Here is a 24512-nt window from a genome sequence, read left to right as displayed (position 1 = left end):
AGTCAGGCCGCGGGGCGCTGGGTGCGGTCCGCGGGTTGTTCTCCCGGGTTGCGCCGCGGCCCCGGAGCCATGGGCCGCCTCGACGATGGCATGGCTTCGCGCCGGAGCGAGAATCGAGTCACCGTGGCGGTTCCGCCGGCGCCGACCACGGCCGCGAGCGCGGCACTCGAAGCCTGAAGCGAAGGATCCCGGCTGGCCGCCACCTCCCGGGCTCCGTCGGCATAGCGTCCCAGGTCGTGTCCGGGCCCCAGGCCCGGCTCCAGCCATTCGCGTCCGGGGACCGGAGCGGTCAAGGTGACGCTCACCCGCTCCTTCGTGTCCGGGTTGGGCAGCCCGTCCGCCCCGGGCACCCAGTCCTGCTCATGCTCCAGGTGCAGGCTGCTGGTGCCGCTTCCCGGCTCGATGCCGCCCACCGGGGAACCTGCCGTGAGCACGAACTTCAGCTCGTAGTCGGCCAGGAATGCCTTGTCCCGGCCGAGGTTCATGGCGTGGATGCCGCCCTGGCTGTAGCCGACCGCGGCCACCTGATCGCCCGCCTCGGCGCCGGCCTCGGCCAGGGCCTGGCGGATGGCCGCGGAGGTCTCGGCCGAATCGTACCCCAGGCCCTCCGCGATGCCGGCGGCGTCAAACGGGTTGGTGCCCTGCGGCAGCCCGTCCAGCTGCGTTCCGGGGATGATCACCACCCAGGCCCGGCTGCCGTTCTCCCCCACCTGGAGGACCTCGATATCACCGCTGTTCCGTCCGACAGCCTCGGCCCGCAGCAGCAGACCGGCCGGTGAGACGTCGGCCTCCTCCGTGCGGGTTTCCCTGCCTGCGATCCTGACGGGCCGCGGCCGCAGGAACTCCAGGCCCGGCGAGTCCGTCAGTCCGCGGATGGTGGAACGGACACTGGCCGCACTGGCCGTTCGCACTGCCGCGGCGAGGCCGTGCGGGAGGCCGAGAAGCAGCGCCAGCCCCGCAGGTGCCATGGAGAACCCGTCCTCCACCGTGTCGCGGACGGTGACGGGAGGAAGGCCGAACAGACCCCACAGCGGCCCGTACCCCGGCCCGGCCCGGCCGATCCGCAGGAGCAGATTGTTGCGGTCCTCGGCGAACTCGTACTCGCGGTGACTGGCCCTGACCTCGCGGCAGAGACGCTCCAGCTCCATCCGGACGCGGCCGAGGTCCCTGCCTCCCTCCCCGACGGCAATGATCGCGTTGCTGCCGGTGGAGTACGAGTCGTACTGGTACGGGAACAGGGCGCGACGCACGGCCTCCACCTCCACTTCCGCGGCCGCCAGATCCTGGACGATCCTGTCCAGCGCCGATGCCCCGGCCAGCAACTCCTCGAACTGGAAACTGAGCCCGCCCACTCCGCCACGGATCCGCAACGTCCCGTCCACGGGGGCGGCGGGGACAGGGGCTCCTCCGGAGCCGGCCGGCGAAGCTTCGGCCATCAGTACCCCGGCCGTCCCGGGGTCAGCGCCACGCTTGCGGCATGGCGGAGCACAGCCGCAACAGCCTCCTCCAGGGCCGCCCGGCTGCGTCGCAGGGATGCGGCCTGCAGGGACAGCGCCGTCCGGTAGGCCCGGCCGGCCGGGGACTGCCAGCCCTGAAGTTCCACGCTGACCAGGTGGGCCAGCACGGCGTCGGCGCGGTCAGCGCAGGCAGCCACCCGGGCTGCAAGCTGCTGGACCTCGTAACTGCGCGAGGCGCACGCAGCAGCATCGGAGGCCACCAAAGACCCCGTGTGTGCGCTCGTCCTGGCTGTCCCGCTGGTCATACCACTGACGTTAGGGGCACCGGTGGACGGGCTGAAGCTCCCCACTCAGCCATGTGGACAACTGCCGGTGGAACCGGGGCCGCAGCGGGAGGGACCCGGTGCGGAAGTCACATGGTTCAGCGCGCTTAAGGCCCGGCGGGACTTCGTGAAAGAATCGGGGCATGCCTGAAACTGCCGCCACAGCCGATACCCGCACGCCGTCCGGACGCCTGGCCCTCGCCGCGTCCCCACAACAGATCGCGCTTGGCCCGCTGGACGGCCGGTACCAGTCCGCCGTCGCGCCGCTGGTCGACTATCTCTCCGAGGCAGCCCTCAACCGCGACCGGGTCGCGGTTGAGGTTGAATGGCTCATCCATCTGACCTGCAACAACGTGCTCCCCGGCGCCGGCCCGCTGAGCGCCGGGCAGCAGGAGAAGCTGCGCGCCATCGTCACCGGGTTCGACGCCGGTTCGGTCGCCGAACTGGCCGAGATCGAAGCCGTCACGGTGCACGACGTCAAGGCGGTGGAATACTACATCGGCCGCCGCCTGCCCGGCATCGGCATCGAACACCTGACCGCCATGGTGCACTTCGGCTGCACGTCCGAGGACATCAACAACCTTTCCTACGCCCTGGGCATCAAGGGCGCCGTCGAGGACGTCTGGCTGCCCGCGGCCCGGCAGCTCGTCGCGCAGATCGGCGCCATGGCAGAGGCCAACCGGGCCGTGCCGATGCTCTCCCGCACGCACGGCCAGCCCGCCACCCCCACGACGCTCGGCAAGGAACTGGCCGTCATCGCGCACCGCCTGACCCGCCAGCTGGACCGCATCGCCCGGACCGAATACCTCGGCAAGATCAACGGCGCCACCGGAACCTACGCCGCGCACGTGGCCTCGGTTCCCGGCGCCGACTGGGAGCACGTCGCCAAGAGCTTCGTTGAAGGCCTGCGCCTGAGCTGGAACCCGCTCACCACGCAGATCGAAAGCCACGACTGGCAGGCGGAGCTGTATGCCGACGTCGCGCGGTTCAACCGGATCCTGCACAACGTCTGCACGGACATCTGGAGCTACATCTCGATCGGCTACTTTGTGCAGATCCCGGTCGCGGGCGCCACGGGCTCCTCCACCATGCCGCACAAGGTCAACCCGATCCGCTTCGAAAACGCCGAGGCCAACCTCGAGATCTCCTCCGGGCTGCTGGACGTCCTGGGCTCCACGCTGGTCACCTCCCGCTGGCAGCGCGACCTCACCGACTCCTCCTCCCAGCGCAACATCGGTGTGGCGTTCGGCCACTCGCTGCTCGCCATCTCCAACGTGGCCAAGGGCCTGGACCGGCTCAAGGTCGCCGAGGACGTGCTGGCCGCGGACCTCGACACCAACTGGGAAGTCCTGGGCGAGGCCATCCAGATGGTCATGCGCGCCGAGGCCATCGCCGGCGTCGAGGGCATGGAAAACCCGTATGAGCGGCTCAAGGACCTGACCCGCGGGCAGCGCGTCGACGCGGCCCGGATGCGGGAGTTTGTCCAGAGCCTGGGCCTGTCCGCCGACGCCGAAGCCCGGCTGCTGGCGCTCACCCCCGGAAAGTACACCGGCATCGCGGACAAGCTGGTGGACCACCTCACATGAGGCTCCTGCTCATCCGCCACGGCCAGACTCCCGGAAACGTCCTGGGCCAGCTGGACACCGCCCACCCGGGTCCCGGGCTGACCGAGCTCGGCGAGCGGCAGGCGGCCGCCCTGGCGCGGTCGCTGGCGAATGAGCAGATCGACCTTCTGTACGCCTCCACGCTGATCCGCACCCAGATCACGGCCGCGCCGCTTTCGACCCTCCGCGGCCTGGAGATTCAGGTGCTCGAGGGCCTGCGGGAGATCGAGGCCGGCTCGCTGGAGAAGCTCACCGACAAAGAATCGCACCTGCGCTACTTGGGCACCGTGTTTGGCTGGGCGGGCGGGGAACTGCAGCGCCGGATGCCGGCCGGACCCAGCGGGCACGAGTTCTTCGAACGGTTCGACGCCTCGATCGCGCGGATCGCCGACGCCGCATCCGCGGAGAATGCAGGCGGCGGCGGGACGGTGGCCGTGGTCAGCCACGGGGCTGCGATCCGCGTCTGGGCAGGTCTGCGGGCCACCAACCTGGAAGCGGGTTTCGCCGCCCGCCACGTCCTCGCCAACACCGGGATCGTGGCGCTGGAAGGGGATCCCGACGCCGGCTGGCGGCTCATCCACTGGGACGACAGTCCCGTGGGCGGCCTGGCCCTGGTGGATCCGACGGCGGAGGACCCCACCGGCCGCACGCTGTAGCGGATTTCTCCGAACCCTAACGCGCAGGAAACACGGCCGAAACCGGCGTTGCCTAGCGTTATCCTGCATAACCCTTCGGCGAAGCGAGGCAGCCATGCAGACCAACCCGCGGCTCAACATCCGGCAGGTCACCTGGGCCAACCCGGTGGGCGCGGACCTCCGCGCAGCCCAGCAGGCCGAGCTTAACGCCCGCTTCGGCACGGACGACCACGAACCCGGCCCGCCGCCGTCGGAGGCTGACACTGCCGTGTTCCTCGTCGCCCACGACAAGGCGTCGGGGCAGCCGGTGGGCTGCGGCGGCCTGCGCATCCTCGACGCGTGCACCGCCGAAATCAAGCGGCTCTACGTCCTCCCGTACACGCGCGGTTCCGGGGTGGCCAGCTCCATCCTCGCGGCCCTGGAAGCGCATGCCCATTCCCTCGGCATCACCTCCATCACCGCCGAGGCCGGCTCGGTGCAGACGGACGGCCGGCAGTTCTACGCGAACTCGGGCTTTGTCCCGGTGCCGAACTTCGGGCCCTACATCGGGGTGGAGCATTCCTATTGCTATGCGAAAGCCATCGACTCGCACAGCGCCGCGCACACCGCCATGGCCTGAGGCGCGTCCGCCGCCGTCACACAGGACCCGTACGTCCCGCCGTCGGCTAATCTCGCACTATGGAACCGGCGGACATCACCTTCCGCACCCGCAAGTGGGTGCGGCCCGAAGACCTGAACGCGAACGGCACGCTGTTCGGCGGAAGCCTGCTGAAATGGATCGACGAGGAAGCGGCGATTTACGCCATCCTGCAACTCGGCAACGGCCGGGCCGTCACCAAGTACATTTCCGAAATCAACTTCGTCAGCTCGGCCGTCCAAGGCGACCTGATCGAGATGGGGCTGACGGCCACCCGCTTCGGCCGGACCTCGCTCACCATGCGCGCCGAGGTCCGGAACATGATCACCCGGCAGAGCATCCTCACGATCGAGGAAATTGTCTTTGTGAACCTCGATCCGCACGGCAAGCCCGCGCCGCACGGGTACACCGAGATCACCTACGACCGGGACCGGATCCCCACGCACCACCTGACGGAGACGCGCGGGGAGGGCTAGGGTCCAGCCGGCGGCGGTCCGCGGGCACACAGCGGTCAGCGCTCACCCTAGGCCCAGAACTGGTCTGCCTGGCCCGTGTCCTCGAAGAACTCGCGCCCCTCAGTGACCTTCCCGTCCCGAACCACGAACGTGATCACAGCGGCCATGTCCAGGGTCTTGCCGTTGGCCTCTGCGCGGGTTTGTTGGATCGCGACCGTGTGGTCTTCCCCACCGACGAGGTCCTGGAGATTGGCCTGAAAGGTTCCTTGCGTGCGGGCGCCAAGTTCACCGAAAGACGCCAGGATGGCGTCGCGGCCCTGCTTGGCCCCCGACAGCACGCCGCTTCCGGCAACGTGCCGGACTGCGTCCTCCGCGAACAGCTCGCTGAGGCTCGCCATATCCCCTGCGTTGAAGGCCTCGAACCCCCGCCGGACCAGGTCAACATTTTCTGCGGCTCCCATCTCGGGCACCCCTGCGTCAACTTTGTCGGGTATTTCTTGGGACGGCTTAGGGCTATTCCTGGCTCACCGGCGTGTCGATGAAGAATTCAGTGCGCGCCCGGCCACCCCGTGTAAGCCTCGGCCAGGTAGGCGCGGCCGTGGCGGGACAACACCACCGAGTTGAGCTCGCCGAGCTGGCGGGCGCGGGCGAAGTCGTCGCCGTCGGCCGGGGTGTGCAGCATGGACGTCATCCAGTAGGAGAACTGCTGGGCCTTCCAGACCCGGTCCAGGGCGCGGTCGCTGTAGGCATCCAGGAGCACGGTGTTTCCGGTCTTGTAGAAGCTGTCGAGGCCCTCAAACAGCACCGTGACGTCGTGCAGCGCGAGGTTCAGGCCCTTGGCTCCGGTCGGCGGGACGGTGTGGGCGGCGTCGCCGGCGAGGAAGAGCTTGCCGTGCCGCATCGGGGCGTGCACGAAGCTGCGGAACTTCAGGACGGTCTTGTCGATGACCGGACCCTCCTTGAGTTCGAAGCCGTTGCCGTTGACCCGGCTGCGGAACGCGTCCCAGATCCGGTCGTCGCTCCAGTTGTTGACGTCCTCGTTGGGGTCGCACTGGAAGTACATCCGCTGGACGGTCTCGGTCCGCTGGCTGATCAGGGCGAAGCCGTTCTCGGAGTTGGCGTAGATCAGTTCGTCGGAGCTGCGCGGGGCCTCGGCCAGGATCCCGAACCAGGCGAACGGGTATTCGTGGAAGTACCACTTGCGCTGGGCCTCCGGGATCTGGAAGCGGCTGTGGCTGCGCGAACCGTCCGCGCCGGCGATGAAGTCAGCGTGCAGCTCCCATTCCACTCCCTCGGCATCGGTGAACCAGACCTTCGGCTTGCCCTCGAGGTCGTAGATGGTGGTGTCGGTGACGCTGTAGCGGACGTCGCCGCCGTCCGCCTGGCGCCGTGCGGCGAGGTCGAGGAAAACATCGGTCTGGGGGTAGAGCCAGACCGACTCGCCGACGAGGTCCTGGAAGTCGATCCGGTGGCTCTCGCCGTTGAAGCGCAGTTCGATTCCGTCGTGCCGGTCGCCGTCGCGCAGGACGCGGTCCGAGACACCGCTGTCCACGAGCAGGTTCACGGAGCCGTGTTCCAGGATGCCCGCGCGGACGGTTTCGGAGATTTCCTTGTGGCTGCGGATCTCGATCACGGTGGATTCGATGCCTTGTTTGGCCAGCAGGTGCGAGAGCATCAGCCCTGCCGGGCCGGCGCCCATGATCGCGACCTGGGTGGTGATGACTTTGCGGTTTGCCATGGTGTCCTCGCTTCGTTGCGGGGCCGGGACTGCTGGGCGTCCGGGGCCGGGTGGATTCTCTGGCTACAGTGTGCGCCCGAACACGTGACGGCCGTTACAGCGATTCCGCTGAATGGAATGCCGGCGTTGCTGCCGGGTCATGCAGCTGCCGCCCGATCCCGCGGGCAGCCGTCTGCAGGGCGGGGACGAGCGCCTGGAGCCGCATTTCACGCAGGGGAACGACGACGCCGAGCGCCGCCACGGTGCGCTTCCTCGCGTCCTTCACGGGGACGGCAATCCCCCAGGTGTCCGGATCCACAACGCCGGCGAGCTGCGCAAAGCCGTGGCCGGCCGTCTCCTGGAGCAGGGTGCGGAGGTCCTCCCGCTGGACCTTCCCGGCGGGATCGTGGAACTGCAGAAGATACTCGGACTGGACCGCGGCGGGCTGGTTGGCCATCAGCGCCAGCCCGGCAGAGGACACATGCACCGGCATCCGGCCGGCGATCTGGGCCCGGTTCGCGACGGAGCCGCGGCGGGACAGCCGCTCGACGAACAGCGCCTCCCAGCCCTCCAGCACGGCCAGGTTCACATTCTGGTTCAGCACCTGCTGGATGTCCTCCATAAACGGCATGGCCGCCTGGCGGAGGGCCAGGGTGGGCGAATTCCGGTTCACCAGCTCCCACAGGCGCAGGCCCAGCCGGACGGATCCCCCGCTGCCCAGATCCAGAAGCCCGTGCCCGGCGAGCTGGCGGACCAGCCGGTGGGCTGTGCTCAGCGGCAGGCCGGCCCGGTCCGCGAGTTCGGAGAGCGGCAGCACGGTGACGCCCTCGGGGAACGCGGAGATCACCCTGACCACGCGGTCCACCACGGAGTCCCCGGTGCCGGAGTTAGCCATGGCCGCCTCTTCCGTTGAATGGATCCTGCGTCCACTCTACGCCGCCGGCCCCAATGCGGCCCCAGGCTTGGCACAGGCGCTACAGGGCGCGGCTGAGGCTCCGCCGCAGCAGCCAGGCGCCCAGCACGAGCAGCGCCACAGCCATTCCCGCGAGCACTCCCAGCTGCGGCAGGATGTCGCCGAGGGTGCCGTCGCGGCGCTGGATGGCGGCGAAGGCGTCATAGGCCCAGCGGTGTGGGGTGACGTAGGAGATCGTGGCCAGCGTTTCCGGGAAGAACTCGGGCGGCACCATGCAGCCGCCCAGGCCGCCCAGTACGAGTCCGCCGCCCACGCCCACACCGGCGGCCGCGGTGTCATTGTCGATGACCGAGCCGACCATCATCGCCGCGGCTGCCGCGACGGCACAGAAGAGCACCAGCACCAGGGCTGACAGCCACAGATTGCCCCAGTCGACGCCGAACAGCAGCGCGGTGCCGGCCATGATGAAACCGCCCTGGACGAAGGCAATGGCGAAACGTCCCAGCGCCTGCCCGGCCACGACCTGGCCGCTGGAAACCGGGGCTGACATGACCCGTCCCACCACCCCGAACCGCCGTGCCTGGATCAGTGTGGCCGCACCGGTGAGGGAGCTGAGAAACACAAAAAGCAACAACTGCTGCGCGGCGCCGAGATCGAACTTGCCCAGCCCGCGGAACTCCTGCGCCATGTCGTTGGTGTCGACGATTTCCACGGTCGGCACCGCTACCTGCGCGGCCGCCTGGTCGAGGGCCGGGCGGGCCCGATCCTCGGGGATTCCGGCGCCGGCCAGGGCAGCGACCTGGCTCCGCTCCAGGCCCACCGCCTGCACGGCGGTGCGGACCTGCTGCAGAACGGCCTGCGCGGAGGATTGCGACGCCATCACAACGTCGAGCTCCGCCGGCCGACCGGCGTCGAACGCCGCCCCGTCGGCATCGTCCAGGAACAGCCCGACGTCGGCGCGCCCGCGGCTGAGGTCCGCCCGCGCGGCGTTTTCGCCGCTTGCGGTGACCACGACGCCGGCTGACTGCAGCTTCGCGGTCAGGGCCTGCGCGAGTGCACTGCCGGGCCCGGCGATGGCCACCCGGGCCTGGCCGCTGCCGGCACCGAACTGCGAACCGAGCAGCAGGATCAGCAGGAGGGGAAAGATGAAGACAAAAAAGATGTTCGATTTGTCGCGCAGGAAGCGCCGCAGTTCCACTGTGGCGATCGCGAGCATGGCGCTCATGCCTGCGCCCCCCGGTCCGGCAGGATGCGGGAAAGGAGCAGGCCGGCCGCGGCGAAAGCCAGCATCACCGCGACCGGCCCCGCCACGTCCCCGAGGCTTCCGCCGCCGGCGGAGATCCCGAGTCCCCTAATGAACGCCCCGATCGGGTTGAGGTCCAGCAGCGTGGCGGCGAAGCCGGTGCCCTGGACCGGGAAGAAGGCTCCTCCCGCGATCCCGAGCACCATCGCCAGGATGGACTGTGCCACGTTCGCCTGCTCGGCCGTCCGGACCAGCCGTGCGACCACGAACGTCAGGCTGGTCGCGGCCGTCACCACGGCGAGGATCAGCGCGGCCACCACGGGCGGGGAGCCGAAGGAGACGCCGAACAGCTGGGAGCCGGCGGTGAGCAGGACGGTGGTGGCAACCACCCCCAGGATGAATCCAGTGCAGGCCTTGGCCGTGATCACTGTGACGCCGGTGACCGGCATTGACCGCAGTCGGGCCAGGGTGCCCTGTTCCCGTTCCGCGAGGAGCCCCAGCACGCCGAAACCGACCGTGAACATCAGGAACAACCCGGCCTGGCCGGCCACGAGCGTGCCGCGGAGCGAGAGTTGTTCGGCGGCGGCCTGCCCTTCGGCCAGGGTGAGCAGCCGCGGTCCGGCCGCGGCCTGCTGCGCCAGCGCCGCGAGCTCCTGGTGCGGCAGCCCGGAGATGCCGCCGGCGGCCGCGGTTACCGTTCCCGCGGCGAACTGGTCCAGGACCGCCTGGACCGCCGAGATCAGCACGCCGGTTTCCAGGCTGGCGCCGTTGCCCTCGACCAGCTGGACCGAGGCGGCCTGTCCGGACAACACCGCGTCGCTGAAGCCCTCGGGAACAATGATGCCGAGGGCGGCGCCGCTGGCCTGGGTTTCGCTGCGGACGTCTGCGGCCGGGACCCGTTTGACGGTGACGTCCATGATCTCGAGTGAATCGACGGCACCGAGCAGCGCGGCACCCAGCTGGTCGGCGTCGTCTGCGCTGGCGACGACGGTGGCCGGCTTCAGGTCAACGGTGTCCCCGCCGAGGCCGCCAAACACCAGGCTCAACACCCCCATCAGCGCGAGCGGGACGATGAGGGAGAAGATGAAAACAGACTTGTCCCGGACGCGCTGTCGGAGGTCGTTCGCGACCATGGTCCACAGGCCGTGCATCTCAGTCCCTCAGCGCTTTGCCGGTCAGGTGCAGGAAGACGGACTCAAGGTCGGGCCGGACGATCTCCACGGACGTCACGGACATCCCGGCCTGACCCGCGCCGGTCACGATCCCCGCGAGGGCAGTGGGTCCGTCGCTGACTGTAAGCGTCAGTCCGGCCCCGTCGTTGTCGACGTGCTGTACGGCCGGCAGCTGACGAAGGGCCTCCGCGGCCCGGGCCGTGCTGCCGCCGCCGCGGAGGTTGATCCGGTCCACGCCGCCGGTGAGCGTGATCAGCTGGCCCCGGGTGCCCTCGGCCTGGATCCGGCCCTCGTCGATGATCGCAATCCGGTCGCAGAGCCGCTCGGCTTCCTCCATGTAGTGGGTGGTGTAGAGGACCGCCATGCCTTCGACGGAGAGCTTTTCCACGGATTCCAGGATGGAGTTGCGGGACTGCGGATCCACCCCGACGGTCGGTTCGTCCAGGATCAGCAGGGTGGGCCGGTGGAGCAGGCCAATGCCGATGTTCAGCCGGCGCTTCATGCCGCCGGAGTACTTCTTGGTCAGGTCGCCGGCACGGTCGCTGAGCCCAATCAGCTCCAGCACCTCGTTGGTGCGCTCGGTGAGCCCCTTGCCGGTGAGTCCCTGCAGCCGGCCGAAGAACTTCAGGTTTTCCCGGGCGGTCAGGTCCGGGTAGATGGCCAGTTCCTGCGGGACCAGGCCGATGGCCCGCTTGGCCTCCGTCTCGGAGGGGTTCATTCCCCGGCCCGCCACGCGGACGGTTCCTTCGTTGGCGGGGATCAGGCCCGCCACCATGGAGATGATGGTGGTCTTGCCGGCGCCGTTGGGGCCCAGCAGCCCGAAGGTTTCCCCGGCGCGGATGCGGAAGGAGACACCGTCGACGGCGGTCAGGTCCCCGTATCGCTTGACGAGCCCGCTGACGTCCAGCACGTCCTTGGTCAAGGTCTCCACAACGTCCACAAACACTCCCCAAGTCCCGGTGCACACAGACGTGACCAAGCCTAGCCTTTCGTGCGGGATTCCGGCGGGACAGGGCCCTTGGACCCCCTGATGCCCATCAGCGGGGGTGCGCCGGGTGTATGCCTAGGCGACCGGCCGGGCGCGCAGCCGGCGCCATACCGTCGGGGCCAGCACCACGGCCACGCCGACGGCGGCGCCAATGACGGTCTCGAAAATCCGGTCGCGCAGCAGGATGCCAGGAGCCGCGGGAACCACCAGGAGGGTCGAAATCAGGGCCAGCGGCGTGACGAAGATCTGGGCCAGGACATACTGGCGGGCGATGAACATCTCAGCGCCGAACTGGCAGGCGGCGATCACGAGGACGGTCTGCCAGGGTGCGGGCTGCAGGAGCAGGATCCCCGCGAGCAGCACCAGCCCGATCGCCGTGCCCACGATTCGTTGCAGCCCGCGGCTGACCCGGTGCCGTGTGGAGTGCCCCACGAGCGGGACGACGGCGGCCACCATCGCCCAGTAGTTGTGGCCGAAGCCCAGCCGCTCACCCGCGAGAGTTGCAAGGGTGCCTGCCAGGCCGGCCGCCACAAGGTAGCCGGCGCTTTCGAGCAGGGCTGCCCGCTTTTCGGCCGGGCTGAGCGGGGTGCGGGCCGGCCGGATCCACGGCGTCCGGCGGCCCCGGACCACGCGGGAGGACATGCCGATCAGCAGGGAGAAGGCGACAGTCAGTACCGCGACGAGCATTCCCTGCCACAGCGGCGGCTGGTTGGGGATGGACGCGATCGCGGCGAAGGCAAAGATGTGGAACAACGAGCCTGCCGGGCGGAGCCGCCACCAGGCGACGATCAGCGAGCAGACTCCGGCCACCAGTGTGGTCGCGAAGACCTGGAGCCAGAGGGTCTCCGCAGCCGGAAGCCCGGCGCGGGCGGTCAGGGCGGCGAGCAGCATCACCACCACCATCAGTGCCCCGGCGCGGAGTTGCAGGCCGAAGCGCTTGGCGTGCGGCTCGTTGCGGCCGTAGATCCCGGTGAAGGCGCCGAAGGAGGCGAAGATCGCCAGGTCCAGGCGGTCCAGGAACAAGAGTGTGATCAGCGGGACAAAGACTCCGACGGCGCAGCGGACGGCGACCTGGTGGTCCTTGTTGCCGGGAGCCATGGTGAACATCTCGGCAAGCATCTTCACGGGTGGGAGGCACCTTTCTGGCAGTCGGATTGTTACGACGGCGGCGCTGGCATCCACCCTTAATCCTATGCCGGAAGCGCGCCCGCCCGGCATCATTATCCATTGAGCGGAACCGGCCCCGGCCGGGAGACAAGACGGCGGAAGTGATAGCGTCTAGCGGTTGATCCCCGCGCCCGGAACACGGCGCACAAAGTCATTCAAGGCACCCGGAGGACCCATGCTCAAAGGATTCAAGGACTTCATCCTGCGCGGCAACGTGATCGAACTGTCCATCGCAGTCGTGGTCGGCACCGCTTTCACCGCCCTGGTCGGCGCGTTCACCTCGAACATCGTGAACCCCATCATCGCGGCGGCCGGTGGCGTCGAAACCAACGGCCTGGGTTTCCCCATCTGGCCGGGGAATGAGAAAACCTTCGTCAACTTCGGCGCGGTCATCACAGCGTTCGTCACGTTCACGATCACGGCCGCCGTCGTCTATTTCATCTTCGTGGCCCCGATGAACCGGATCAACCACCTGGTGAAGAAGCGCCTGGCCACTGCGGAGCCGGAGGAGAAGCCGCTCCCGGCGGACACCGCCCTGCTGGCCGAAATCCGCGACCTGCTGATGCAGCTCGCCGGCCCGGTCCACGGACCGGCATCCGGCGACGACCCGGAGCAGGCCGGTGAACGCACCGTCGAGTCCGCCGGCCAGCGCAGCCGCTAGGCCGAACAAAAACGTCACCGGCCGGCAATAGGCCCGTAACAGCGGCCGGGCATCATGGGACCATGAAGCCCTCAGCCCGTGGCAGAAACCACGGCGGACCACAGGCCCCGGCGGCCTCCGAGCTCAGCTGCGAGGTCTGCGGCCAGATGCCCGAACCGACCAAGACCCGGCTGACCCTGGCCAACATCGCCGTGATGCTGCCGATCGAACTGCTGGTCCACGCGGCGGTGGTGGGGACGCACCTGCCCTATGTGGGCAAGGTCCTGGTCCTGACACTGACCGCCACCATCCTGGTCATCTGGGTGGCGGAGCCGTCCGCGGCGCGGATGCTCCGGCGCTGGCTGCACGCCCCCGCCCTGCGCCACCGCAGCCGGCTCGGCGCGGCACCGGCCCTGTGGCGTGCCCGCACAGTATTGGCGGACCGGCCCGGTTCACTGCAGAAACTCACGCGGTCGCTGGCCGGGCTGGACACCAACATCCTGAGCATCCATGTCCACCCGGTCGACGGCGGTGTGCTGGATGAGTTTGTGCTGTCCGCGCCCGGCGGGCTGCGTGAAGCGGAACTGCTCGCAGCGCTGCGTGACGGCGGCGGCAACGACCCCCACGTCTGGCCCACCACAGCGCTGGCCATGGCCGACGGGCAGACCGGGGCGCTAAGCCTCGCGGCCAGGATCGCGGCCAACCCCGAGGAGCTGCCGCTTGCAGTCGCTGAACTGCTGCACGCGCGGATCGTGGCCGGGCCGGATGCGAGCACCGCCGCTCCGGCCGCGACGGACGGAACCGTGCTGAGGATCCCGACGGCCTGGCACGGTCCCATCACGTTTTCCCGTCCCGGCGAGCCGTTCACGCCGGCGGAGTCCGCCCGGGCGCACCGGCTGGCCGAGCTCGCCGAAATCCTCGCGCACCGCCCCGTCACGAGCCGTTGACGGCGGGCTTCCGGGTGCTTGTGTCGCGTTCCCACACCCCCGGGCGTCCGCTCCCGCGGCGGCCGGCCAGGGCAAAGGCCACGTACACCAGGGCATGCGCAGCGGACAGCGGACCACGAATTGACCGGCCCACCTCGACCAAGGTGCGGCCCGCCGTACTGTGCCCGCCGCCCTGCCCGGCGTTCGGCCGGGCGTTTTGCTCGGCGTTTCCGCGATAAACGCGACGCAGCACGGCCAGCTGGGCCCCCGGCGTCCGGGGCGGGTGAACCACGACGGGGTCCACGTCGAGAACGGCTTTTTCCGCCGGCCCGAAAAGGCGGTCCACGAACAGATCATCCGCGGTCAGATCGGGGAACTGCTGGAAACGCTGCCGGCCCTCGTGGGAGAGGCCGTACACCCCGCCTCCCCACAGCCCGATCCGGGCCGATGGAAGGCCGAGTTTGGTCCGGTAGTACGAGCGGATCAGCGGGTGCGCGTCCTGAAGGTCGAAGCGGGCCGCCGGTCGCGCGGCCAGGAGCCGGCCGGTGCTGAGGGCATCGAGCACGTCATGCACCGCGCCCGGACTGATCTGCACGTCCGCATCAAGGTAAAGGCGCGGCCAGTGCGAAGCGGCGGCGTCTCCCGCGTTGAGGGCGGCGGCCTTGGACGACTGCCCCTGTTCCAGCACCGTCACGCCCTCGAATCCGCGCGCGATACCGGCGGTTTCATCGGTGCAGCCGTTGCAGGCCACGATGACCTCCAGTTGCCTGGTTGCAGCCAACGGGGCCAGCGGGGCGAGCGTCCTGGCGATCACGGCCGCTTCGTTGTGCGCCGGAATAATCACCGATCCGTGCGGGATACCGCTGGTGTCCCGGCGGTTCCCGGCATCCTTGCTTGGGCCGGGCAGGGCAGTCCAGCTTGCCTCGTCGAGCACCGTGCGCAGCACTCCCCTGCGCTCCGGTTTCCAGCACCGCAACAGCTCGGAGAGGATCACGGCCGCACGGAACACCGCGGAGTACGCCGGGGAATGGTACTTGCGGATGTAGCGGATCCGGTTGACTGCCATCAGGGCGTTCAACCCTGGGGACTTGCCGGAGCCGCCGCCCTCATGGGTCATGGCCGCCGACGGTTCGTACCAGACCGACCCGCCGCAGATCCGCAGACGGCGGAAGAAGTCCGTTTCCTCCGAGTAGAGGAAGAATGATTCGTCCCAGGCCACGGAATCCGCGAGGGGCCTGCTGACCATCAAGGCGGCCCCGCTGGCCCACTCAACGGTGTGCGCGTGGGCGTAGCTCTCCGGGTGGAAATCCGTCGACGCCAGCCATCCGGGGCGGCCTGGCGCCCTCCGCCCGCAAAGGGCATCGCCAAGTGCGCGGCTGACGCCCGGCTCGCGGTGCAGTGTGGGGCTGGTCCTCCCGGCCCCGTCCTGGATTTGGGGCACCACCGCGCCCGCCTTCGAGGTGCGCATGCGGTCCAGCATGGCCTTCAGGCAGCCGCGCCCCACCGTGAGGTCCGGGTTGAGGACCACAATGGTTTCGGAGTCGCCGACCCGCCGCAGGGAGGCGTTGATGCCGGCGGCGTACCCCACATTTCCGCCGGTTGCGAAGGCGAGAACGTCCGGGTGGGTGGCCCGAACCAGTTCGAGGGTGCCGTCCTGCGAGGAGTTGTCGGCCAGCAGCACGCGAAGCGCCAGGTCGGCCGTCTCCGCCCGAAGACCCTGCAGCAGGGCGCCAATGTCGCCGGCATTGTTATAGGTGACGATGACGACGGCGGCATCCGCAGGACCGTCCGGTCCGGTGAACAGCCCGGGGGTTCGGGGGGCGGGCCCGGCAGTGGCCGCGGGAAGCTCCGGCGGCACGGCGTACGAACCGGTTCTGAGCTTCAGATAGGCGGGCGGTCCGTCGAGCAGGTAGCGGCGGGCGAGCCGCCTGGGTTCCAGTGCCAGGCGATAGCCCCATTCGAGGCCGCGCCGGCTGACCCACTCGGGGGCGCGCTGCACCCGGCCGGCGAGAAAATCCACGGCAGCGCCGAAAGCCAGGAGGACCCCGACTCCGGTGCGGGCGCCGTAGCGGTTTATCCAGAGCTCCTGGCGTGGTTTTCCCAGGCCCACAAAAAGGATCTGCGTGCCGGAAGCTTCGATCTCGGCGGCGATTCGTTCGGAGTCGGGTGCCGAGGCCAGTTCACTTCTGGCCGGTGACCACATCCCCGCCACCCGCAGCCCGGGGCGCTCGAGGGCGATCTTCTCCGCCAGCCGGCGCTGGTTGTCTTCCGAGCCGCCCAAAAATCCGACTTTCAGGCCGAGTTCCTCGGCCCGGGTCAGGAGCGGGGAGGCCAGGTCGCTCCCGGCGAGCCGGGGCCAGCTGTGTCCGGTGAGCCGCTGCGACTGGGACACCAAAGGGGCGCCGTCGACCAGGTGGAGCCACTCCACGACGCTGCCGGGATCGGCGTGCAGGGTTCCTGACCAGCGGCCTCCGGTGCCGAAGTGGTTGAGATGGTCCAGGTTGACCGAGGCCACGGCCAACGGCGGTCGCCTGCGGTCAGCGGCGCGCCGAAGGATGAGCTCCAACGCAGGTTCGGGCTCCATCAGGTCCACGGGCGTTCCGCCGAGGACGACTTTGCTGCTTTCCGGTGTCTTCATGACTCCCCCTCAGCCCGCCTCGGCGGGCGCCAGTTGACCGTTGCTCTCGACGTACCGGCGGCCCGTGACGGGGCACAGCCAGCGGCCGGCGCCGTCCTGTTTCAGCGGGTGCCCGGCCTCACCCACCCAGCCGGCCTGCCGGGCCGGCACGCCGACGACCACCGCATAGTCCGGTACGTTCCTCGTGACCACCGCCCCGGCAGCCACGGTGGCCCATTGGCCGATGGACACAGGGGCAACGCAGACGGCCCGGGCGCCGATGGAGGCGCCCCGGCCGACAGTCACCCCCACGGCGTCCCAATCCTCGGAGCCTTTCAGCGTTCCGTCGGGCGTGATCGCCCGGGGGTGCAGGTCGTTGGTGAGCACTGCGGCGGGGCCGACAAAGACGCCGTCGCCGAGGCGGGCCGGTTCGTAGACCAGCGCGTAATTCTGCAGCTTGCAGTTTGAGCCGATGACGACGCCGGGACCCACGTAGGCGCCGCGGCCAATATTGCAGTTGCTGCCCACGCTGGCGTCCTCCCGGACCTGCGCGAGGTGCCAGATCCTGGTGTTCTCCCCAACGACGGCGGTTTCGGCGACGTCTGCTGTAGCGGCGATGGTTTTCATAACACTCCTCCTGGACGCGGGTTCCGTGCCGGGATCCGGCGCTGCCGCCCGCGCCGGGTGTGTCCGGATGATCCGGATGGCCGCGGCACCGAGCACGGCACCCAGGGTGTTGTTGACAACGTCCCCCAGGCTCGCCGTGCGCTGGCTCAACGCGAGGTACTGGACGGTTTCGATCGCGGCTGAGATCAGCGCACCGGAGACCGCCGCCAGCCACCACCGGCGGGTGGGCAGCAGCAGCGCGACGATCACCCCCAAAGGGACAAAGAGGAGGACATTGGCGGCCCCCTCGATGTGCATGTACGTGATGCCCGATGTCAGGGGGTACCCCCGCACAGCGTCGATGACGTCTCTTAGCAGGCCCGCCAAGGGGCGGTCCACCGGCGACGGCCAGGCGCCGATAAACGCGAGGCCAATCAGGTACAGCACCAGCGCGATGAGCAGGATCCCCCGGCGTGCCTTCGCATTCATCGTCTGGTCTTCACGGGCAGGGGGCCAGGATTCCGGACTTTCACGGCCGACCTGAGGCTGCCCGCAGGTGGTCCGCGACGTACTGCTGCTGCACCTCGCTGATGTGCGGGAACATGGGCAGCGACAGGATCCCCCGGGCGGCCCGCTCCGCGACCGGAAAGGAACCGGGACCGAGGCCCAACCCCCGGTAGGCGCCGCTGAGGTGCACCGGGACCGGGTAGTGGATGCCGGCGCCGATACCTGCTGCGTTCAGGGCCGCCAGTACGCGGTCCCGTGCCGGGACACGGATAACGTACAGATGCCAGACATCGGCGTTGCCCGGGGCTGTGCGGGGAAGCTCGACGCCGGGCAGGTCCGCCAGCAGTTCCGTGTACCGTGCCGCGGCCTTCCGCCGTCGTTCGTTCCACATGGACAGCCTGCGCAACTTGGCGTTGAGCACCACCGCCTGGATGGTGTCCAGGCGGGAGTTCATGCCAACCGCGTCGTGCTGGTATTTCCGCTCGCTGCCGTGGGCGCCAAGCATCCGCACCCGGGCGGCGACGTCGTCGTCGTTCGTCACCACGGCGCCGGCATCCCCGGCGGCCCCGAGGTTCTTTCCCGGGTAGAAGCTCGTGCCGGCGGCCAGTCCCAGCGTGCCGGCGAAGCGGCCATGGCGGGAAGCACCCTGGGACTGGGCGGCATCTTCGACAATCACGGCGCCGCTGGCCGCCGCGATCGGTGCCAGGCGCTCGACGAAGGCGGTTTGGCCGAACAGGTGGACGGGCATGATGGCCTGGGTCCGGGGTGTCACAGCCTCGGCCACCCTGTCCGGATCGATCAGCAGATAGTCCGGATCGACGTCGACGGGCACCGGCAGCGCACCGATCCGGCTCACGGCCTCGGCGGTCGCGATAAACGTGTTGGCGGGGAGGATGACTTCCCCTCCTGCCCTGACCCCGGCGGCACGGAGTGCCAGTTCCAGGGCGTCCGTGCCGTTGGCTACCCCCACGCAATGCCCGGCGCCAAGGAACCGGGCATACGCCTGCTCAAATTCGGCCACGGCGGGGCCCCCAATGAAGGAGGCCTGGGCGAAGACCTCCTTGAGCCCGACCTCGACTTCGTCGGCGATCTCGTCCTGCTGGGCGCCCAAGTCAACGAAGGGGACGGAAAGCCGGCCGGTCACGGGCCGGGTCATCGTCCACCACCGGCTGCAGCCGCTGACGGTTCGAGCACCCGTGCCGGGACCCCCGCCCAGGTCTCCCCGTCGGGCACGTCGCCCAGGACGGCGGCGCCCATGCCTATCCTGGTTCCGGCCCCCACCCTGGTACCTTCACGGACGGACGAGTTCATGCCAAGGTAGGCCGCGCGCCCGATCCTGACGCCGCCGCCGAGGCAGACGCCGGCAGCGAGGGTGGCGAAGTCCTCCACGACGTCGTCGTGGGTCAGCGTCACACCAGGCATCATCACGACGTGGCTCCCGACTGTGATTCCGGCGGTCAGCGTGACATTGCCCAGCAGGATGCTGCCGGGGCCGATGTCGCAGCAGTACGGGACCCGCACCGAAGGATCGACAACGGTCGCGAAGCGGTAGGCCGGGAAGCCCAGCCCGGCGAGCCGGGCGACCACCCCCTCACGGGCCCGCCCGGCGCCGATACAGACAACCACACGGGCTTCCTGGTAGCGGAGGGCGTGGCTGGCGGGACCCAGGATGGGGGCGCCGTCCAGGACGGAGCCCGCCCTGAGTTCGTCGTCGTCGAGGACGCCGACCACATCGAACTGGCCGTTCTCGCGGACGCAGGCCAGGACCTCGCGGGCAAGGCCGCTGGCGCCGATTAAAAGAAGCTCAGTCATCGCTTTTCCCCGCAGCCTTCATTATCGAATCGATGACCCGGGCCTGGTCGCCCAGGGTCAACTGGTGGTAGACGGGCAGGATCACGGTGTTGTCTGTGAGCCGTTCCGTCACCGACAGGTCCGCCCTGCCGGTGTCCCGCCCGGCGTAGGCGGGCTGCCGGTGCGCCGCCATGATGCCCCGCCGGGCGGAAATCCCGTCCCGGGCCAGCCGCTCCAGCAGTTCCTCCCGCCCGAGGGCGAAGCCTGGCATCACTTCGAACCAGAAGGACTGGAAATTGCTGGTGCCGTACAGGGGGTCCTGGCTGAAGCGCAGTCCCTCGACCCCGGCCAGCGCCTTCCGGTAGGCGGCGGCGATTGCCCGGCGCCGGGACACCGCTTCGCCCAGCCGGTCCAGCTGTACAAGCCCGACGGCGGCCTGCATGTCCGTCATCCGGTAGTTGAAGCCGATCTCCTCGTACTCCTCCGCAGGTGCCAGGACGGTGGCGTGCCGATCGTTCGCCGAGACGCTCATGGCGTGTTCGCGGAGCTTCCGGGCCCGGTCCGCCCAGGCCGCGTTTTGGGTGGTCAGCATCCCGCCTTCCCCGGTGGTGAGGATTTTGCGGGGGTGGAAGGACCAGGCGGCGAGCTCGGCGCCTGCCCCCACCGGCCGGCCACGGTATGTGGAGCCCGCCGCGCAGGCTGCGTCCTCGATGACGGTGATACCCAATCCGTCACAGAGGGCGCGGATCGGATCCAGATCGACCGGCATGCCGCCCTGGTCGACCACAATCACGGCGCGGGTGGCTGGAGTCAGGGCGGCGGCGAGCGTCCGTACGGACACGTTCCCGGTGTCCGGCTCGACGTCGGCAAAGACCGGCCTGGCGCCGACGTAGGTGACCGCGTTCGCGGTGGCGATGAACGAGAGGGACGGCACCACGACGTCGTCGTGTGCTCCGATGCCGGCCACCTTCAGGGCCAGGTGCAAGGCTGTGGTGCAGTTGGAGACCGCGACGGCATAGCGGGCCTGCTGCGTGCCGGCGAAGGCCTCCTCGAAGCGCGCCACGCGGGGTCCCTGTGCCACCCAGCCGGAGGCGATCACTTCAGCTACTGCCTCGGCTTCCTCGGCCCCGAGCCAGGGCTTCATCACGTTGATCCGGCTCAGGGTGTGGTCCCGGCTGATAGTCACCGCGCACCTCCGACCCTGGCATCCGCGATCTCGGCGCGCAGCGGCCGCCACCAGTCGACCAGTTCGCGCAGCCCGTCCTCGAGGCCGGTTTCGGCGCTGAACCCGAGGTCGCGCCGGGCCGCTGCGGTGGCCGCCTGGCGCCGGACGACGCCGTTGACGGCCCGTTCGGGGCCGTGTTCCACATGGAGCTCCGAATCCATCGCCCGCAACAGCGCCTCTGCCAGTTCCAGCAGGCTTGTCTCGGCACCGCTGGCGACGTTGTACACGCCCTCGACCACCCCGCTGCCCGCGGCCAGGATATTGGCCCGGGCCACATCCCTCGTGTGGACGAAGTCCATGGTCTGCTGCCCGTCGCCGAAGATCAGCGGCGGCAGCCCGTCCTCGATGCGTTCCATCCAGCGGACCAGGACCTCGGTGTACAGGCCATGGACGTCCATCCGGGGCCCGTAGACGTTGAAGTAGCGCAGCAGCACATAATCCAGGCCGGACATCGCACGGAAGCTGCGGGCCATGGCCTCGTTGAAGGACTTGGCTGCGCCGTAAAACGTGTCGTTGTTGTGGTGGTGATGGCGTTCCGACGTCGGGAAGGTCTCGGCCATGCCGTAGACCGAGGCGCTGGAGGCCGCCACGAGCTTGCCGACCCGCTGGGCGGACGCGGCCTCGAGCACGTTGAACGTCCCGTCGACCAGCACCTCGAGGGCCAGCCGGGGTTCCTCGGCGCACTGGGTGATCCGGATGGCGGCCTGGTGGAAGATGATGTCCTTGCCGCGGCTCAGGTCGTGGACCAGGTCCCGGTCGCGGAGGTCCCCCTCGACGAGGTGGACCCGTCCGCTGGCAATGGCCGGGTCGAGGTTGGCCCGCCTGCCGCGGACCAGGTTGTCCAGCACGTCGATCCTGCCGGCTCCGGCGTCGAGCAGATGGTCCACAACGGTGGAACCGATGGTCCCCGCCCCGCCGGTGACCAGTACCTGTGCACCCTGCAGCATACTCATGAGCTGACCTCCAGCTTCGCTTCATTGCCGACGACGATGCTGGCCTTCCCGTCCGCGCTGAGGCTGTCGCTGACGGCCTCCAGCACGGACAGCACCCGGAGGCCGGACGCGCCGGAAGTCCGTGCGGGCCGCTGCTGCCGGATGCTGTTGGCGAATTCCGCCACCATCTGGCCCAGCGCCTCATGTTCGGGCAGCGCGGGCGACCAGGTGTCACCCAGCCGGTAGGAGATAGCCGAGGCGGTCCGGTCGGCCGCGGACCGCGACTGCCGGTCCAGGCTGACTCCGCGGTCGTAGACACTGAGCCGCTGTTGGGGATTCAAGTCATCCCAGACCAGGGTGCGCCGGGACCCACCGACCACCAGCTGGCGGATCTTGGTCGGGCTCAGCCAGTTCACGTGGACATGGGCCATGGCGTCGTTGGGCAACGCGAACGTCAGGTGACCGATGCAGGCACGGCCGGTGCCCAGGGGATCCGCGCCGTGCGCCGCAACCTCCACCGGCCGCAGCCCGTCGGGAAGGATGAAGTCGAGGATGGACAGGTCATGCGGGGCGAGGTCCCAGAAGACATCCACGTCCGGCTGCACCAGTCCCAGATTGATCCGGACCGAATCGATGAAAAGAATGTCGCCGAGCGACCCGTCGGCGATCAGTTCCCGGATCTTCAGCACGGCCGGGGTGTAGCAGTAGGTGTGGTCCGCCATCAGGACCAGCCCCCGTTCGTCCGCTTCCTCAACCATCTCGAGTCCGCGGAGCCGGCTGTCGGCAAGTGGCTTCTCGACCAGCACGTGCTTGCCTGCCTGCAGCGCCGTCAGGGCGATTCCGTGGTGGGTGTGGGCCGGCGTCGCGATCGCTACGGCGTCGACGTCGGCCAGGTCCAGCAGTTCGTCGACGGAGCTGAAAACGGGAACCCCGCCCTGGGCCGCGGCGAGCTTGGCGGCCCGGCGCCGGTCAAGGTCCACGATTCCAGCCAGCTCCCAGTCGGGACTGGCGTTGAAGTTGCGCGCCAGGTTAGGCCCCCAGTAGCCCGCACCGATGACGGCTGCCCGCAGCGGCACGGCGTCCGCCGCCGGGTTCCGGCCGCGGGAGTACCCCGAACGTGTTTCATTCATTGTGTGTCCTCACTCCGTTAGTACGCGCCCGCAGGCATGCACATAGCCCTAAAAGTGCGCCACATGATGATGACGTCACCCATGATCGACCAGTTTTCGACGTAGTAGAGATCCAGCCGCACGGCCTCATCCCAGGGCAGGTCCGAGCGGCCGTTGACCTGCCACAGCCCGGTAATGCCCGGTTTGATCAGCAGCCGGCGGTGCGTGTGCCGCTCGTAGCGGCCCACCTCGCGCTGCAGCGGCGGGCGGGGTCCGACCAGGCTCATTTCGCCCGACAGGACGTTCCAGAACTGCGGCAGTTCATCCAGCGAATACCGGCGCATCCAGCGTCCGCAGCGGGTAACCCGGGGATCGTTGTGCATCTTGAACAGAACGCCGGCGCCGTCGTTTTGCCCCCCAAGCCCAGCCAGCGCGGCCTCGGCATCTGTGACCATGGACCGGAATTTCAGCATCCGGAACGGTTTTCCGGCCTTGCCCACCCGCTCCTGCCTGAACAGGACAGGACCGGGGCTGTCGCGTTTGACGATGACCGCCAGGACGAGAAAGAGCGGCGACAGCAGCGTCAGGGCAACCGCGGCCACCGCAATGTCCAGGAGCCGTTTGAAAGCATGCTTGGCGCCGCTGTACCGGGGCACATCCACGTGCATCAACGGCAGGCCCTCCACCGGCCGCCAGTGGATCCGGGGCCCGGCCACGTTGGTCAGGGACGAGGCGAGCACCAGTTCCGCTTTGTGCTCCTCCAGCCCCCAGCCCAGTTCGCGGATGTACTGGTTGCCGCCGGGTACCGGGCCGGCCACGATGACCGCCTCCGCCCCGCAGCGGCCAACCGTCCGGACGACGTCATCGGTGGAGGAGAGGACCGGCACCCGGCGGCCGTCGACGTCGAACGACGTCCCCCGCCGCCCGCCGAGCAACGACACACCCAGGATCTCGTAGACGGCGCCCGACTTCTTGGCAATCCGCTTGAGCACGTAGCGCACGTCCTCGGCCTGGCCAATGACAATCGCCCTGACGAGGTACTGCCCCAGGGACTGGCGCGCGTTGTACCAGCGGCGCGCAATCCAGCGGCTGCCCGGCAGCAGGATGAGTCCCAGCGGGAGTGAGACCAGGTGGAACGCCGACGCCGGCTGGACGCGGAACGCCACGAGGCCAACAGCGAGCAGCCCGAAGACCGCGCCGCTGGCAGCGGCGACCCGCTTGTACTCGCTGGTCCCGGCTCCCAGGATTTTCGGGTCCCTCGTGCGGTAGAGACCCAAGGCCGCAACCCACATCGCGCCGAGGATCCCGCCGATGAAAGCTGCGTTGAGGTCAGCGGGGCTTCCGGCAAAGGGCTGGCCGCCATCGAAGCGGACGAGGAATCCAACGACGACGCAGACGACGACCAGCAGGGCATCTGTGCCACGCAGGAGTCGGCGCAGGAACCGCGCCCATTCCCGGCCGGAGAGCCTCGCCGGGGCCGTTGTGGTGGCGGGTGTGGCTGCGGGCAGCCCCGGAGCGTCAGCCGTGGTGCGTCCCGCGGTGGTCCGCAGCCGGGGGACAAAGGTTGCGGGAGCGGCGTGGGATGCGTGGGACGTGTGCACGGCGTGGGATGCGTACGCGAGGTCTGCCACCGTCCCACCGGTGGGGGCGGCGGTGTGTCCCGGGCTGTGGAGGGTCAGGCCGAGCGGCACGCCCTCCGTCCGCGGCGTCACCGGCACCCTTTCGGGCACGCGGTCCGCGGGCCGGCGGACGCTACGTCCGCACAAATTATGGATGTTCGGTCATTCGGCCGAACATCCGGGGCGACAACGAACCAGCGTGCCATTGCGGCTCCCTCCAAAAGGCAAT

The 24512-nt window shown here is 69.2% G+C and carries 23 protein-coding genes and 1 pseudogene; 6 read left to right on the top strand and 18 right to left on the bottom strand.

All coding sequences use genetic code 11. From position 1 onward, the window contains the following. Positions 1 to 2: 2 nt before the first annotated feature. Both ACZY0Y_RS03660 and ACZY0Y_RS03655 read right to left on the bottom strand, forming a co-directional pair. Complete coding sequence (locus tag ACZY0Y_RS03660) at positions 3 to 1436, bottom strand: hypothetical protein (RefSeq protein ID WP_463956837.1); 1434 nt, start codon at positions 1434 to 1436, stop codon at positions 3 to 5. Continuing rightward, positions 1436 to 1762 (bottom strand): hypothetical protein, encoded by a 327-nt coding sequence (locus ACZY0Y_RS03655; protein WP_463956836.1) that lies wholly within the window; start codon positions 1760 to 1762, stop codon positions 1436 to 1438. The genes ACZY0Y_RS03660 and ACZY0Y_RS03655 overlap by 1 nt, the downstream gene beginning before the upstream one ends. Positions 1763 to 1923: 161 nt before the next feature. Here ACZY0Y_RS03655 and purB point away from each other — a divergent pair, with 161 nt between their 5' ends. From purB to ACZY0Y_RS03635, 4 genes are all read left to right on the top strand, one after another. After that, positions 1924 to 3366, top strand: coding sequence for an adenylosuccinate lyase (purB, locus tag ACZY0Y_RS03650; RefSeq protein ID WP_463956835.1), 1443 nt, complete (start codon positions 1924 to 1926; stop codon positions 3364 to 3366). Next, a complete protein-coding gene (locus tag ACZY0Y_RS03645) occupies positions 3363 to 4040 on the top strand; it encodes a histidine phosphatase family protein (RefSeq protein ID WP_463956834.1) in 678 nt (225 codons plus the stop codon). Before purB ends, ACZY0Y_RS03645 begins: the two co-directional genes overlap by 4 nt. Before the next feature lie 94 nt (positions 4041 to 4134). Continuing rightward, positions 4135 to 4638 (top strand): GNAT family N-acetyltransferase, encoded by a 504-nt coding sequence (locus ACZY0Y_RS03640; protein ID WP_463884221.1) that lies wholly within the window; start codon positions 4135 to 4137, stop codon positions 4636 to 4638. A gap of 59 nt (positions 4639 to 4697) precedes the next feature. Continuing rightward, positions 4698 to 5132: an acyl-CoA thioesterase gene (locus tag ACZY0Y_RS03635; RefSeq protein ID WP_463956833.1), complete on the top strand. Its 435-nt coding sequence runs from the start codon at positions 4698 to 4700 to the stop codon at positions 5130 to 5132. 47 nt (positions 5133 to 5179) lie between these two features. On the opposite strand, the gene ACZY0Y_RS03630 is transcribed toward ACZY0Y_RS03635, so the two are convergent. The 7 genes from ACZY0Y_RS03630 to ACZY0Y_RS03600 all read right to left on the bottom strand — a co-directional run bounded on the left by ACZY0Y_RS03630 (position 5180) and on the right by ACZY0Y_RS03600 (position 12269). Continuing rightward, positions 5180 to 5572, bottom strand: a complete 393-nt coding sequence (locus ACZY0Y_RS03630; protein ID WP_463956832.1) for a nuclear transport factor 2 family protein — start codon at positions 5570 to 5572, stop codon at positions 5180 to 5182. 86 nt (positions 5573 to 5658) lie between these two features. Further along, the gene (locus tag ACZY0Y_RS03625; protein WP_463884209.1) at positions 5659 to 6849 is read right to left on the bottom strand and encodes a 4-hydroxybenzoate 3-monooxygenase; all 1191 of its coding nucleotides are present in this window, start codon (positions 6847 to 6849) and stop codon (positions 5659 to 5661) included. 94 nt (positions 6850 to 6943) lie between these two features. Further along, the gene (locus ACZY0Y_RS03620) at positions 6944 to 7723 is read right to left on the bottom strand and encodes an IclR family transcriptional regulator (RefSeq protein ID WP_463956831.1); all 780 of its coding nucleotides are present in this window, start codon (positions 7721 to 7723) and stop codon (positions 6944 to 6946) included. Positions 7724 to 7802: 79 nt separating this feature from the next. Further along, positions 7803 to 8966, bottom strand: coding sequence for an ABC transporter permease (locus tag ACZY0Y_RS03615; protein WP_463884206.1), 1164 nt, complete (start codon positions 8964 to 8966; stop codon positions 7803 to 7805). After that, positions 8963 to 10135 carry an ABC transporter permease gene (locus tag ACZY0Y_RS03610; protein WP_463956830.1) on the bottom strand — a complete coding sequence of 391 codons (1173 nt, stop codon included), beginning with the start codon at positions 10133 to 10135 and terminating at the stop codon, positions 8963 to 8965. The genes ACZY0Y_RS03615 and ACZY0Y_RS03610 overlap by 4 nt, the downstream gene beginning before the upstream one ends. Before the next feature lies 1 nt (position 10136). Next, on the bottom strand, positions 10137 to 11096 hold the full coding sequence (locus tag ACZY0Y_RS03605; RefSeq protein ID WP_463884202.1) for an ABC transporter ATP-binding protein: 960 nt from the start codon (positions 11094 to 11096) through the stop codon (positions 10137 to 10139). Between the two features lie 123 nt (positions 11097 to 11219). Further along, entirely contained in the window at positions 11220 to 12269 is a 1050-nt protein-coding gene (locus ACZY0Y_RS03600) for an FUSC family protein (protein ID WP_463884200.1), read from the bottom strand. A 217-nt stretch (positions 12270 to 12486) separates the two neighbouring features. Between ACZY0Y_RS03600 and mscL the strand changes: the two genes are divergently transcribed. Further along, positions 12487 to 12972 (top strand): large conductance mechanosensitive channel protein MscL, encoded by a 486-nt coding sequence (mscL, locus tag ACZY0Y_RS03595; RefSeq protein WP_463956829.1) that lies wholly within the window; start codon positions 12487 to 12489, stop codon positions 12970 to 12972. Positions 12973 to 13034: 62 nt separating this feature from the next. Beyond that, entirely contained in the window at positions 13035 to 13898 is an 864-nt protein-coding gene (locus ACZY0Y_RS03590) for an ACT domain-containing protein (protein ID WP_463884196.1), read from the top strand. Here ACZY0Y_RS03590 and ACZY0Y_RS03585 read toward each other — a convergent pair. The 9 genes and pseudogenes from ACZY0Y_RS03585 to ACZY0Y_RS03545 form a co-directional block, all read right to left on the bottom strand. Next, positions 13885 to 16515, bottom strand: a complete 2631-nt coding sequence (locus ACZY0Y_RS03585; protein ID WP_463956828.1) for a WecB/TagA/CpsF family glycosyltransferase — start codon at positions 16513 to 16515, stop codon at positions 13885 to 13887. The two genes, ACZY0Y_RS03590 and ACZY0Y_RS03585, sit on opposite strands and share 14 nt — an antisense overlap. A 9-nt stretch (positions 16516 to 16524) precedes the next feature. After that, entirely contained in the window at positions 16525 to 17121 is a 597-nt protein-coding gene (locus tag ACZY0Y_RS03580; protein ID WP_237394026.1) for an acyltransferase, read from the bottom strand. Positions 17122 to 17199: 78 nt separating this feature from the next. After that, positions 17200 to 17418, bottom strand: a pseudogene (locus ACZY0Y_RS03575) (VanZ family protein); the annotation flags it as partial. Positions 17419 to 17629: 211 nt separating this feature from the next. Beyond that, on the bottom strand, positions 17630 to 18763 hold the full coding sequence (locus ACZY0Y_RS03570) for a DegT/DnrJ/EryC1/StrS family aminotransferase (protein WP_463956827.1): 1134 nt from the start codon (positions 18761 to 18763) through the stop codon (positions 17630 to 17632). Further along, positions 18760 to 19419 (bottom strand): acetyltransferase, encoded by a 660-nt coding sequence (locus ACZY0Y_RS03565; RefSeq protein ID WP_463956826.1) that lies wholly within the window; start codon positions 19417 to 19419, stop codon positions 18760 to 18762. The genes ACZY0Y_RS03570 and ACZY0Y_RS03565 overlap by 4 nt, the downstream gene beginning before the upstream one ends. Further along, positions 19412 to 20584, bottom strand: coding sequence for a DegT/DnrJ/EryC1/StrS family aminotransferase (locus ACZY0Y_RS03560; RefSeq protein ID WP_463956825.1), 1173 nt, complete (start codon positions 20582 to 20584; stop codon positions 19412 to 19414). Before ACZY0Y_RS03560 ends, ACZY0Y_RS03565 begins: the two co-directional genes overlap by 8 nt. Continuing rightward, positions 20581 to 21576, bottom strand: coding sequence for an NAD-dependent epimerase/dehydratase family protein (locus ACZY0Y_RS03555; RefSeq protein ID WP_463884186.1), 996 nt, complete (start codon positions 21574 to 21576; stop codon positions 20581 to 20583). Before ACZY0Y_RS03555 ends, ACZY0Y_RS03560 begins: the two co-directional genes overlap by 4 nt. Then, a complete protein-coding gene (locus tag ACZY0Y_RS03550; protein WP_463884184.1) occupies positions 21573 to 22685 on the bottom strand; it encodes a Gfo/Idh/MocA family protein in 1113 nt (370 codons plus the stop codon). Before ACZY0Y_RS03550 ends, ACZY0Y_RS03555 begins: the two co-directional genes overlap by 4 nt. A 17-nt stretch (positions 22686 to 22702) precedes the next feature. Further along, positions 22703 to 24376 carry a sugar transferase gene (locus ACZY0Y_RS03545; protein ID WP_463956824.1) on the bottom strand — a complete coding sequence of 558 codons (1674 nt, stop codon included), beginning with the start codon at positions 24374 to 24376 and terminating at the stop codon, positions 22703 to 22705. Positions 24377 to 24512: the final 136 nt, after the last annotated feature.

This window comes from Pseudarthrobacter kochi, assembly GCF_055412805.1.
Note: the sequence above shows the minus strand (reverse complement) of the source record. Positions and strands in the feature narration are given on the sequence as shown.

What these genes read in the sequence shown, in the direction of transcription:
- ACZY0Y_RS03660 (WP_463956837.1), bottom strand. Translation starts at nt 1,436, where the DNA reads ATGGCCGAAGCTTCGCCGGCCGGCTCCGGAGGAGCCCCTGTCCCCGCC.
- ACZY0Y_RS03655 (WP_463956836.1), bottom strand. Translation starts at nt 1,762, where the DNA reads ATGACCAGCGGGACAGCCAGGACGAGCGCACACACGGGGTCTTTGGTG.
- purB (WP_463956835.1), top strand. Translation starts at nt 1,924, where the DNA reads ATGCCTGAAACTGCCGCCACAGCCGATACCCGCACGCCGTCCGGACGC.
- ACZY0Y_RS03645 (WP_463956834.1), top strand. Translation starts at nt 3,363, where the DNA reads ATGAGGCTCCTGCTCATCCGCCACGGCCAGACTCCCGGAAACGTCCTG.
- ACZY0Y_RS03640 (WP_463884221.1), top strand. Translation starts at nt 4,135, where the DNA reads ATGCAGACCAACCCGCGGCTCAACATCCGGCAGGTCACCTGGGCCAAC.
- ACZY0Y_RS03635 (WP_463956833.1), top strand. Translation starts at nt 4,698, where the DNA reads ATGGAACCGGCGGACATCACCTTCCGCACCCGCAAGTGGGTGCGGCCC.
- ACZY0Y_RS03630 (WP_463956832.1), bottom strand. Translation starts at nt 5,572, where the DNA reads ATGGGAGCCGCAGAAAATGTTGACCTGGTCCGGCGGGGGTTCGAGGCC.
- ACZY0Y_RS03625 (WP_463884209.1), bottom strand. Translation starts at nt 6,849, where the DNA reads ATGGCAAACCGCAAAGTCATCACCACCCAGGTCGCGATCATGGGCGCC.
- ACZY0Y_RS03620 (WP_463956831.1), bottom strand. Translation starts at nt 7,723, where the DNA reads ATGGCTAACTCCGGCACCGGGGACTCCGTGGTGGACCGCGTGGTCAGG.
- ACZY0Y_RS03615 (WP_463884206.1), bottom strand. Translation starts at nt 8,966, where the DNA reads ATGAGCGCCATGCTCGCGATCGCCACAGTGGAACTGCGGCGCTTCCTG.
- ACZY0Y_RS03610 (WP_463956830.1), bottom strand. Translation starts at nt 10,135, where the DNA reads ATGCACGGCCTGTGGACCATGGTCGCGAACGACCTCCGACAGCGCGTC.
- mscL (WP_463956829.1), top strand. Translation starts at nt 12,487, where the DNA reads ATGCTCAAAGGATTCAAGGACTTCATCCTGCGCGGCAACGTGATCGAA.
- ACZY0Y_RS03590 (WP_463884196.1), top strand. Translation starts at nt 13,035, where the DNA reads ATGAAGCCCTCAGCCCGTGGCAGAAACCACGGCGGACCACAGGCCCCG.
- ACZY0Y_RS03585 (WP_463956828.1), bottom strand. Translation starts at nt 16,515, where the DNA reads ATGAAGACACCGGAAAGCAGCAAAGTCGTCCTCGGCGGAACGCCCGTG.
- ACZY0Y_RS03580 (WP_237394026.1), bottom strand. Translation starts at nt 17,121, where the DNA reads ATGAAAACCATCGCCGCTACAGCAGACGTCGCCGAAACCGCCGTCGTT.
- ACZY0Y_RS03570 (WP_463956827.1), bottom strand. Translation starts at nt 18,763, where the DNA reads ATGACCCGGCCCGTGACCGGCCGGCTTTCCGTCCCCTTCGTTGACTTG.
- ACZY0Y_RS03565 (WP_463956826.1), bottom strand. Translation starts at nt 19,419, where the DNA reads ATGACTGAGCTTCTTTTAATCGGCGCCAGCGGCCTTGCCCGCGAGGTC.
- ACZY0Y_RS03555 (WP_463884186.1), bottom strand. Translation starts at nt 21,576, where the DNA reads ATGAGTATGCTGCAGGGTGCACAGGTACTGGTCACCGGCGGGGCGGGG.
- ACZY0Y_RS03550 (WP_463884184.1), bottom strand. Translation starts at nt 22,685, where the DNA reads ATGAATGAAACACGTTCGGGGTACTCCCGCGGCCGGAACCCGGCGGCG.